Genomic DNA, 11,099 nt, shown 5'->3' with positions numbered 1-11,099 from the left:
AAGTGACCTTCTGGAAGGTCACGAAGCACGAGCGGAATCGATCCTGGTTCTTCAAGACAGCATGGCGGTCTCTGCCCTGCTGTCTGTGGATCGATGGAAGCCGTGCCTTAGAGAGAAATTAGTCGAGAACAAGCCCTTAGGTAAGCCTCTCCGAAAGTGAAGCAACAGTATTACTTCTTTTTAGCAAAAATTTTATTTTCAAGGCAGCCTTATTAAAAAAGAATTGCAGAAAGACTTTTAAGATCATCCAGCACAGGGAAACTTTTTTAATAGACTCTTTATCAGATGTGGCATGGTCAGGAGAGGGTGGAAGCAGATTGAACCTCGTTATCGATATAGGAAATACGAAAACAGCTTTTGGGGTATATAAAGAGAAAGAGCTGATTTCTCACTGGACGATGAAAACGGACGCAACCCGGACAGCCGACGAATATGCTCTTTTTCTGTATCATATGATGGAATTTTACAGCCTGCATACAGAAGACTGCGAAGGAGCAATGATCTGCTCCGTAGTGCCGCAGGCAGACAGCGTAACTGCAGAGGTGATGGAAGACCACCTGCGTATTCCTGTACGTTTTGTAGGGCCAGGTGTGAAAACTGGATTAAACATTTTATATGAAAATCCCAGGGAAGTAGGAGCAGACCGGATTACAAACGCAGTGGCAGGAAAAGAGCTGTATGGTTTTCCACTCATTATTATTGATTTCGGGACTGCGACGACCTACTGTTATCTGGATGACAAAGGACGCTATCTGGGCGGTGCGATTACTCCCGGCATGGATATTGCGATGGAAGCACTTGCAGCAAAAGCTTCAAAGCTTCCGCGTGTAGAAACAAATAACACGGGCCGCGTGATTGGAAGAAGTACCGCAGAAGCATTGCAGGCCGGTGCTCATTACGGACAGCTCAGCGAAGTGGAAGGAATGATTCAGCGGATGCGCACAGAAGGCGGTGCGCATGCGAAAGTGATAGTAACAGGCCCTTCTGCTCACTGGATAGCACAGGAAAGTGATAAAATTGATGAAGCCCATGAGTTCCTGACACTCGATGGTCTTCAGCTTATCTATTTAAAAAACAAAGAGTTATTTTCATAAGGAGGAAATGAACAGATGAACGATTATTTAGTAAAAGCACTCGCATATGATGATACGATTCGAATTTATGCGATGCGTTCGACAGAGATGGTGAAAGAAGCAGCCCGCCGGCATGATACATGGCGCACAGTGACTGCTGCGCTGGGACGTGCGTTGACGGCTGGAACAATGATGGGATGCATGCTCAAAGGTGAAGAAAAAATGACCATTAAAATTGAAGGAAACGGACCAGCAAGTCCGATCATCATAGATTCTACGGCTGCGGGCACTGCCCGGGGCTATGTAAATCAGAGCCACGTCGATCCGGAACGTAAAGCAAACGGAAAACTTGATGTATCGGCTGCAGTCGGCACCGAAGGCTCTCTCTCTGTAGTAAAGGATCTTGGAATGCGGGATCATTTTACCGGCAGCGTGCCCCTTGTATCCGGAGAACTGGCAGAAGACTTCACTTATTATTTTGCTACTTCTGAACAGACCCCCTCTTCCGTGGGACTCGGGGTAGTAGTAGGAAAAGAAGATATTGTAGAGGGTGCCGGCGGTTTTATTCTGCAGATTATGCCAGGAGCCCAGGATGAAACGCTTGATGATATTGAAGCGCATCTTAAAACGCTGCCGCCGATTTCTTCTATGATTCAGCGCGGGGACACACCTGAACAGATTGTAGAGCAATTGGCAGGTACGGACAATTTCCGGATTATTGAAACAAAGGAAACAGTGTTTGAGTGCCAGTGCTCCAAAGAAAGAATTTTAACAGCTTTATACAGCATTGATGATAACGAGCTTTCCGCAATGATTCACGAAGATGGCGGGGCAGAAACAACCTGTCATTTCTGTAATGAAAGATATTGGATTTCAAAAGAAGAATTGGAAACAATTTTAGAAAAGAAATAACAGAAGATATTTATTTGCATTCTTTAGAAAGCTTTGCTACGATGTAAGAACAATACAAAACTAAACCGATTAAAATACTCAGGATTACAAGGAGGCGTTTTTCATGGCGAAAGTAGCAAATTCAATTACAGATCTCATTGGGGATACTCCACTGGTGAAATTACAGCGGCTGACAACAGAAGAGCATGCAGATGTATATCTGAAGCTGGAGTATATGAACCCGGGAAGCAGTGTAAAAGACAGAATTGCAATTTCAATGATTGAAGCAGCAGAAGAGCAGGGGAACCTGAAGCCGGGAGATACGATTATTGAACCTACAAGTGGTAACACCGGTATCGGGCTTGCAATGGTGGCTGCTGCAAAAGGATATAAAAGTATTCTTGTAATGCCGGAAACAATGAGTATGGAACGACGCAACCTGCTGCGTGCTTATGGTGCAGAACTGGTACTGACTCCAGGGCCAAAAGGTATGAAGGGTGCAATTGCAGAAGCAGTAGAACTGCAGAAGAAGCATGGTTACTTCATGCCGCAGCAGTTTGAAAATGAAGCAAATCCAAAAATTCATCGTGAAACAACAGGAAAAGAGCTGCTGGCACAGGTCGGCGATCAGCTGGATGCATTCGTTTCAGGAATCGGCACCGGCGGTACGATTACAGGAGCCGGAGAAGTACTGAAAGAAAAATTCCCGGATCTTCATATTGTCGCGCTTGAGCCGGAAGACTCTCCTATCCTTTCAGGCGGCGGACCTGGTCCCCACAAAATTCAGGGAATTGGTGCCGGGTTTGTACCGGACATTTTAAATGAAAACATTTTTGATGAAGTAATGCAGGTCTCTACTGATCAGGCATATGAATTTGCCCGCCGTGCAGCGCGCGAAGAAGGTATTCTTGGCGGTGTTTCTTCTGGGGCGGCGATTTATGCGGCACTTGAAGTAGCGAAGAAGCTTGGCAAAGGAAAGAAAGTAGTAGCGGTTATTCCAAGTAATGGAGAGCGTTACCTAAGCACACCACTTTATCAGTTTGACGACGAAGAATAATTTGCAGGACCCGGAGAGCTGAGCTTCAGCTTTCCGGGTTTTTTTAAATGAATTACAAACAGAGGAAGTTTTCTTAACGATGAATGAATTTACTGCGCGCTCTAAGTGACAGAAGGGATTCTGGGAATAGAAAAATTTCTGCTGAAATTGAACAAACACTGTCGGGGTTAAGCAAAGCACGCACTATTAAAGAACAGAGCGATCTTCACTTTTCCAAATAAGATTTTTTACGAAGCGAAGATGATTGCGCGAGGTCTGAGACCCCCGTATAATAATGGGAGAAATAAAACTGGCAGAAGAAGTCAGGAGTGTGTGGAATGAAGAAAATTAGAAAACCGTTTGGGGCTTCTTATCCTTTGGAGGAAGAAGGCCGGAGCTGGTTTGACGTATATAAAATAATCAGCCGGGGGAAACCGGATCATGTGCTGCTCGAAAGTGGACGCGGAGGCAGATATTCTTTTATCGGTCTCTCGCCGTTTGCAAAGCTGCGCGGGAAAGATGGCTTGCTTGAAGTAGAACAGGGAACAGCTAAGTCAGTCTTCAAAGGACCGCTTCTTTCTTCACTTCGCAGCTGGCTGAAGGAGTATGAAACAGAAACAGCAGAAATGCTTCCGGATTTTCAAGGAGGACTTATCGGACAGTTCAGCTATGATCTTGTCCGTGAAGTGGAAGATCTCCCGAAGAGTGCAGAAGACGATCTTCTTACAGAAGATATTTTTCTGCTGGCGTTCGATTCGTTTTATGTAATAGATCACCTGGAAAAGCGGCGGTGGAATATTGCTGTTGCTTCTTCAGAAAAAGAAGCGCAAAAAGAGCTGGATAGTCTGGAGGCCTCCTGGGCACAGGCATCAAAAGAAGCCCTCCCGCAATTTCACCAGGCGGAAAGCCCGCCTGAAAATGAAGTTCCCGTACGTTCTTTCTCAGAGCCGGATTTCGCCAGAGCAGTAGAACAGACAAAGCAGTATATTGCGCAGGGAGATGTATTTCAGGTAAATCTTTCTGTCCGAGAAACAAGAAAGCAGACGACCGAGCCAATGCATGTTTATGAACACCTGCGCAAGCTGAATCCTTCCCCTTATATGGCCTTTATGCAGACGCCTGAGCTGCAGTATATCAGTGCTTCCCCGGAACTGCTGGTAAAGGTGAAAGGGAATGAAGTAAGCACAAGACCGATTGCAGGAACACGCTCCCGCGGGAAAAATGAAGCAGAAGATCAGGAACTTGCGGAGACTTTACTATCCAATGAAAAAGAACGTGCAGAACATATTATGCTGGTGGATCTGGAAAGAAATGATCTCGGGCGTGTCTGCACCTATGGAAGTGTGGAAGTAAATGAGCTGATGGTGATTGAAAAATATTCCCACGTACAGCATATTGTCTCTAACGTAAGAGGGAAAAAATCTCCGGATTTCGATATACTCGATGTAATTGCCGCTACTTTTCCCGGCGGTACCATTACAGGAGCTCCGAAGATCCGGACGATGGAAATAATTGAAGAACTGGAACCGGTAAGGCGGGGCGCATATACAGGCGCGATGGGATGGATTGGATTTAATCATGATATGGAATTGAATATCACCATCCGGACGATGATTGCAAAAGAGGGCGAGGTACACGTGCAGGCGGGCGCGGGAATTGTAATAGATTCTTCCCCGCAGGCAGAGTACCGGGAGTCTTTAAAAAAAGCAAAAGCACTATGGAAAGCGAAAGAGCTGAGTGAGTTGGAAGCAGCAGAGCAGAGGAGGATTTTAAGATGATATTAATGATTGATAACTATGATTCTTTTACGTATAACCTGGTACAGTATTTAGGTGAAATGGGACAGGAATTGGTAGTAAAGAGGAATGATCAGATTACCATGGAGGAAATCCGCGAAATGAATCCTGATTATTTGATGATTTCCCCAGGACCCTGTTCCCCGAACGAAGCAGGCGTCTCCATGGAGGCAATCCGGACGTTTGCCGGAGAAATTCCTATTTTTGGAGTGTGTCTGGGGCATCAGTCAATGGCGCAGGTATTTGGAGGGGACGTGGTGCAGGCAGAAAGATTGATGCACGGGAAAACTTCTCCGGTGCACCATAACAGCGAGTCTATTTTTGCAGGTCTTCCCAACCCTTTCACAGCAACAAGATATCACTCCCTCATTGTAAAAAGAGAAACGCTGCCGGACTGTTTTGAAATTACTGCAGAAACCGAAGAAAAAGAAATTATGGCGATCCGCCATAAAGAACTGCCAATCGAAGGAGTACAGTTTCATCCCGAATCCATTATGACAGATACCGGAAAAATTATGCTCCGTAACTTCCTGGATCATTATAAGGAGTTTCGATCCACATGTTCCTCTACGTAAACGGAGAAATAAAAAAGGATAAAGATATTCATATTTCCCCTTACGAGCATGGATTTTTATATGGTGCGGGTTTATTTGAAACGTTCCGCACATATGAAGGAGTACCATTTTTATTAACGGACCATATGGATCGTTTAAAAGAAGGAGCAGGGGAGCTGAACGTGAAGCTCCCTTCTTCATTAGAAACTGATATACGGGAAGCCGTGCCGGCATTGCTTAAAGCGAACGGATGGAAAGACGGCTACTTCCGTCTGAATATATCCGGGGGTGCGGAAGGTGTGGGGCTTCCTGCAACCTCCTACAATCATCCGCTTTGTATTCTGTATGTAAAGCCACTCCCGGCTGAAATGCCGGACGAAAAAAAAGGCGCGACGCTGCAGCTGCGCAGGAATTCCCCTGAAGGAGAGGTGCGGCGCAAGTCGCATCATTACTGGAATAATATTCTCGCTAAGCGGGAACTGGGAGAACAGCCGGGAACAGAAGGAATATTCCTGACGGAAGCAGGAGTTGTTTCTGAAGGGATCACTTCTAATATTTTTTTCGTGAAAAATGAAAAGCTGTTCACTCCAGATGAGAGCTGCGGCTGTTTAAGGGGAATTACCGGAAGGTTCGTTCAGCATGCGGCACTTGCACTGGGATTAGAAGTGTATGAAGGACGTTTTTCTTTAAAAGAGGCACAGCAGGCAGAAGAAGTATTTGTGACGAATTCGATTCAGGAAATTATCCCCCTTTCTTCATGGGACGATATTTCTTACCCCGGCGCTTCCGGACCGGTGACAAAAAACCTGCAGAAGATATATTCTTCGGCGATCCGCAGCACAATAGAGAAGCATCAATAAGAAATCAGGTGATAGCAATGCAGAAAACGCGTGTAATAGAATGGGATGGACACCGGCTCGACTTTGACGGCAAAACGTATGTGATGGGAATTTTAAATGTAACTCCGGATTCCTTTTCAGATGGAGGAAAATTTAATCAAACTGAGGAAGCGGAATATCAGGCACAGAAGATGGTGCGCGAAGGAGCAGATATTATTGATATCGGTGGAGAATCCACCCGGCCGGGTGCGGTAAAGGTGGAAGAAGCAGAAGAAATCCGCCGGGTCCTCCCAGCCGTGCAGGCAGTAAGAAAAGCAGTGGATATCCCAATCTCCATTGATACGTATAAAGCTGCAGTTGCAGAAGCAGCTTTGGAAGCAGGAGCCGATATTATTAACGATGTCTGGGGAGCGAAAGCAGATGATCGGATGGCTGCAGTAGCGGCAGAACATAAAGTGCCGATTATCCTTATGCAGAACAGAAAAGAAGCTTCCTATAATAACTTTCTGGAAGATATGAAAAGAGATCTTCTTGAATCGGTAGAGATCTGCTTAAAAGCCGGAGTGAAGGAAGATAAAATTATTTTGGACCCGGGCATCGGCTTTGCTAAATCTTATGAAGAAAATTTAGCGGTAATGCGGCATTTAGATAAGTTTACGAGTTTAGGCTATCCGCTGCTGCTGGGCACTTCCCGCAAATCACTGATTGCAAAAACACTCGATCTGCCTGTTGGAGAAAGAGTAGAAGGAACGGGAGCTACGGTCTGCCGCGGGATTGACCTCGGGTGTGAAATCGTGCGTGTACACGATGTGCTTGAAATCAGCAGAATGACAAAAATGATGGATGCAATGATAGGTAAAGGACATCAATCATCTATTCCGATCGGAGGCTTAAAATAATGGATAAAGTATATGTGCAGGGCATGAGATTTTATGGGTATCACGGAGCTTTCGCGGAGGAGAATAAGCTGGGACAGCGTTTTTTTGCAGATGTTACGCTGGAGCTGGATGCGGAAAAACCGGGGCGCACAGATGATTTAGATGATACCGTTAATTATGCAGAAGTATATGAGGCAGTGAAGGAAGTGCTGGAAGGAGAGCCGGTGAAACTGGTGGAAACTTTAACGCACCGGGTAGCGCAGCAGGTGTTAAAGAAATTTGCAATAGTTGATGCAGTCAGTGTGAAGGTAACGAAGCCGGACCCGCCTATTCCTGGGCATTACGATGCTGTAGCAGTGGAAATCCGCCGCGAACGAGGATTTGAAACTTCATGATTTCCTATATCAGTCTGGGTGCGAATATAGGAAACCGGGTGGAACAGCTGAAGCAAGCAGTAGAGATGCTGCAGCAGCGGGAGGAGATCCGAATATTGGCCCTCTCTTCCTTTTATGAAACAAAGCCGGTGGGTGTAACAGATCAGCCGGACTTTATTAATGCAGTGGTGAAAATAGATACTTCTCTGCCACCGTTAACATTGCTGGAAGTTACGCAGTATATTGAACAGGAGCTGGGGCGGGTAAGAAAAGAAAAATGGGGCCCTAGAAAAATTGATCTGGATCTTTTACTGTACGGGGAGGAGACGATAGAGCTGGAATCGCTCATCGTGCCTCATCCGCGTATGACTGAACGGGGATTTGTACTCCTTCCATTAGAGGAGCTTACCCCGGATCTCACACTTCCCGAGCCTGATGGAAGAAGTATCAGCCACTGTATCAGAGCACTCGGTGACACCAGTGATATTGTAAAGCTGCCTGAAAAAAACGATGGAGCAACTTAATGTATTCTGGTGAATGAAAAATAAAGAGTGGCAGCAAAGAAGATAATGAGCTGGGTGAACATTGTACAAGTAAGAATAAATACGAATAAAAGACAGACCCGGAGAAGCGCTGCTTTGGCGGAAGCTTAGTTGACGTAGCAGCAATACTTCCTTATACTACGTGAAGACAATAAAACTGCCGGTTCATGCTGGCAGTTTTCTTCATATCTTTTGAAGCAGCTTTATTATAGAAGAACTAATTACTTAATTACAGGAGATGATGAATGTGAGTCAAGATTTTGAAGCTTCCGATCAAATGCAGGTGCGGCGGGAAAAGCTGCAAAACATGTTTGATGCAGGAATAGACCCGTTCGGCGGCAAATTCGAGCGTTCCCACGATGCAGTCAGCATTACAGGAGACTACGATTCTTTATCAAAAGAAGAATTGGAAGAGCACGAAGTATCAGTGGCAATTGCAGGGCGTATGATGACAAAGCGCGGAAAAGGAAAAGCAGGCTTTGCTCACTTACAGGACCTTTCGGGACAGATACAGATTTATGTACGAAAAGATGCAGTAGGCGAAGAACAGTACGATCTTTTTACACGAGCAGACATTGGAGATCTTTTAGGGATCCACGGGGTAGTATTTAAAACAAAAGTTGGAGAGCTTTCTGTAAAAGCGCAGAAGCTGGAATTCCTTTCTAAATCCTTACGTCCGCTTCCTGATAAATATCACGGGTTAAAAGATGTGGAACAGCGCTACCGCCAGCGGTATCTAGATTTGATCGTAAATCCGGAAGTGCGTGATACGTTCGTATTCAGAAGCCAGATCCTTCGTTCCATGCGCCGGTACCTGGATGACAGAGGATATCTGGAAGTAGAAACTCCTACAATGCATTCCATTCCGGGAGGTGCTTCTGCACGTCCATTTGTAACGCACCATAATGCACTCGACATGACGCTCTATATGCGTATTGCAATTGAACTGCATTTGAAACGTTTAATCGTAGGTGGTATGGAGAAGGTCTATGAAATTGGAAGAGTCTTTCGAAATGAAGGAATTTCCACCCGGCATAACCCGGAATTCACGATGATTGAGCTTTATGAGGCTTACGCAGACTACCAGGACATTATGAGTCTTACAGAAAACTTGATCGCGCACATTTCGAAAGAAGTGCTCGGAACAGCGAAAGTAATTTATAACGATACAGAAATAAACCTGGAGCCGGAGTGGAAAAGAATCCACATGGTGGATGCTGTTAAAGAACACACAGGGGTGGATTTCTGGGCGCATATGAGCGACGAGGAAGCGCGTGCCCTTGCGAAACAGCATAACGTTCCGGTAAAGGATACGATGAAATTTGGCCATGTCGTAAATGAGTTTTTTGAAATGTTTGTAGAAGAAAAGCTTATTCAGCCAACGTTTGTATATGGACACCCGCTGGATATTTCTCCTTTAGCGAAGAAAAATCCGGAAGACCCACGTTTTACGGATCGATTCGAATTGTTTATTGTAGGCCGTGAACATGCGAATGCCTTCACTGAGCTGAACGATCCGATCGATCAGAGAGAAAGATTTGAAGCACAGCTGGAAGAACGTGAACAGGGGGATGAAGAGGCTCACATGATGGATGAAGATTTCCTGGAGTCGCTGGAGTACGGTATGCCTCCAACAGGAGGACTCGGTATTGGAATAGACCGGCTTGTCATGCTGCTCACTAATTCCCAGTCTATCAGAGACGTTCTTCTTTTCCCGCAGATGCGCTCCCGGGAGGAACATGCAGACACAGAAGAAGAGTAAACGATCGACGCTCCTGTTATCAGGAGCGTTTTTTTGTGGAATTAAGACTGCAGCCTTATATTTTAAGATGCTGCGAATCACGTCTGTTGATTATACATTTATTTGAAAAAACATCGTTAGGTTACGGTAGTGCAGTGTCTGCGGTTTCTATTTCTTCGCTTGCCGTGGAGAAAGCTATCAGCTTCCGAATAGAAGGCATGGTTACGCACAGCCAATCTCAGGAAAACCCAGACCGTTTTTCTGAGATTTCAAACCCTTGGCTGGCTTCACTCATGCCAAGGTCCGTCCAGAATGCGAGACGGTCCAGTGATCTTTAAACTTTCTTTTTCCGCAGTCTCGAAATAACGCCTTGCCACTGACTGCGAAATGTCTTTTATTACGAGTAAAATATAATGGCAACTCCTCCCTTCATAAAACTACAGCATCACTTTTCTAAAAGTAATTAATAAAAGCAAATGCGGTCACAAAAGAGCGTTCAGAGGAAGGAGAGCGTCTTACCACATTCCAGATAAGAAACTCTTTCGTTCGTTTTAGATAGGAAACACGAGATATTATTTAGATAATATTGGCTAATCAACAGACGCGGCTGCGAAATATTTTATAGAATTTTCAATAGATGGAAGGGTGTAGTGAAACGACAGCGTTGGTATAATAGAAGCACACAAGATAATAATGTTCGGAAAAAGGGCGCACTCATCAATCTTTGAAGAGAAAAGGAAAGGTAAATAAGTAAGAAGTGCTGTAACGCTGTTTATATTATATAGAAGAAGATCGAAAACATGCTTGGATTATTCCAAAAGGTGGTGAATCTATATATAGTACCCGAAAGTAATTAAAGTACTAGATAGAGAGAAGGAAGACTGGAAAGAAAAAAGAATATTCTTTTCTTTTTAAAATACTTGTCAAAAGGAAAACAATCATGCTATATTATTATCTGTCGCCGCGGAAGAACGCAGCGAATGAAAATAAAGCGCGAAAAACTTTTTCAACAAAGTTGTTGACGTTAAAACGCTCACGTGCTATATTAATAAAGTCGCCGAAAACGAGCGGCATTCATATTTGCTCTTTGAAAACTAAACAAAAGACGAAGAAGAAGGTAAAGAGAATGAATCATTCTCTGTCAATTTTTTTAAGCAAGTAAAGAATCTTTAGCCAGATTCAGTTTTGAACGTCAGAAGTTCAGACTTCTACCATTTATTGGAGAGTTTGATCCTGGCTCAGGACGAACGCTGGCGGCGTGCCTAATACATGCAAGTCGAGCGCAGGAAACAGGCAGAACCCTTCGGGGGGACGCCTGTGGAATGAGCGGCGGACGGGTGAGTAACACGTGGGCAACCTGCCTTCCAGATCGGAA

The 11,099-nt window shown here is 44.9% G+C and carries 11 protein-coding genes and 1 rRNA gene; all 12 read left to right on the top strand.

From position 1 onward, the window contains the following. Positions 1–317 precede the first annotated feature (317 nt). Positions 318–1,094 (top strand): type III pantothenate kinase, encoded by a 777-nt coding sequence (locus tag BLP92_RS17735; protein ID WP_090844774.1) that lies wholly within the window; start codon positions 318–320, stop codon positions 1,092–1,094. Between the two features lie 15 nt (positions 1,095–1,109). Continuing rightward, positions 1,110–1,985: an Hsp33 family molecular chaperone HslO gene (hslO, locus tag BLP92_RS17730; RefSeq protein ID WP_090844770.1), complete on the top strand. Its 876-nt coding sequence runs from the start codon at positions 1,110–1,112 to the stop codon at positions 1,983–1,985. A gap of 103 nt (positions 1,986–2,088) precedes the next feature. Then, complete coding sequence (cysK, locus tag BLP92_RS17725; protein WP_090844767.1) at positions 2,089–3,021, top strand: cysteine synthase A; 933 nt, start codon at positions 2,089–2,091, stop codon at positions 3,019–3,021. Between the two features lie 317 nt (positions 3,022–3,338). After that, positions 3,339–4,778, top strand: a complete 1,440-nt coding sequence (locus BLP92_RS17720) for an anthranilate synthase component I family protein (protein WP_090844764.1) — start codon at positions 3,339–3,341, stop codon at positions 4,776–4,778. Then, entirely contained in the window at positions 4,775–5,371 is a 597-nt protein-coding gene (pabA, locus tag BLP92_RS17715; RefSeq protein WP_090844761.1) for an aminodeoxychorismate/anthranilate synthase component II, read from the top strand. The genes BLP92_RS17720 and pabA overlap by 4 nt, the downstream gene beginning before the upstream one ends. Next, on the top strand, positions 5,356–6,210 hold the full coding sequence (gene pabC, locus BLP92_RS17710; RefSeq protein WP_090844758.1) for an aminodeoxychorismate lyase: 855 nt from the start codon (positions 5,356–5,358) through the stop codon (positions 6,208–6,210). Before pabA ends, pabC begins: the two co-directional genes overlap by 16 nt. 17 nt (positions 6,211–6,227) lie before the next feature. Then, entirely contained in the window at positions 6,228–7,088 is an 861-nt protein-coding gene (folP, locus tag BLP92_RS17705) for a dihydropteroate synthase (RefSeq protein WP_090844755.1), read from the top strand. Continuing rightward, positions 7,088–7,462, top strand: coding sequence for a dihydroneopterin aldolase (gene folB, locus BLP92_RS17700; protein WP_090844752.1), 375 nt, complete (start codon positions 7,088–7,090; stop codon positions 7,460–7,462). Before folP ends, folB begins: the two co-directional genes overlap by 1 nt. Beyond that, positions 7,459–7,965 (top strand): 2-amino-4-hydroxy-6-hydroxymethyldihydropteridine diphosphokinase, encoded by a 507-nt coding sequence (gene folK, locus BLP92_RS17695; protein ID WP_090844749.1) that lies wholly within the window; start codon positions 7,459–7,461, stop codon positions 7,963–7,965. Before folB ends, folK begins: the two co-directional genes overlap by 4 nt. Positions 7,966–8,260: 295 nt before the next feature. Beyond that, positions 8,261–9,745 carry a lysine--tRNA ligase gene (gene lysS, locus BLP92_RS17690; RefSeq protein ID WP_244516927.1) on the top strand — a complete coding sequence of 495 codons (1,485 nt, stop codon included), beginning with the start codon at positions 8,261–8,263 and terminating at the stop codon, positions 9,743–9,745. A 35-nt stretch (positions 9,746–9,780) separates the two neighbouring features. After that, positions 9,781–10,062, top strand: a complete 282-nt coding sequence (locus BLP92_RS17685) for a hypothetical protein (RefSeq protein WP_090844743.1) — start codon at positions 9,781–9,783, stop codon at positions 10,060–10,062. Positions 10,063–10,939: 877 nt separating this feature from the next. Then, positions 10,940–11,099: ribosomal RNA gene (locus BLP92_RS17680) — 16S ribosomal RNA — on the top strand; the annotation flags it as partial.

The sequence above is a fragment of the Alkalicoccus daliensis genome (genome assembly GCF_900103955.1).
GTDB lineage: Bacteria > Bacillota > Bacilli > Bacillales > Salisediminibacteriaceae > Alkalicoccus > Alkalicoccus daliensis.
This window is presented reverse-complemented; position numbering and strand designations above follow the sequence as displayed.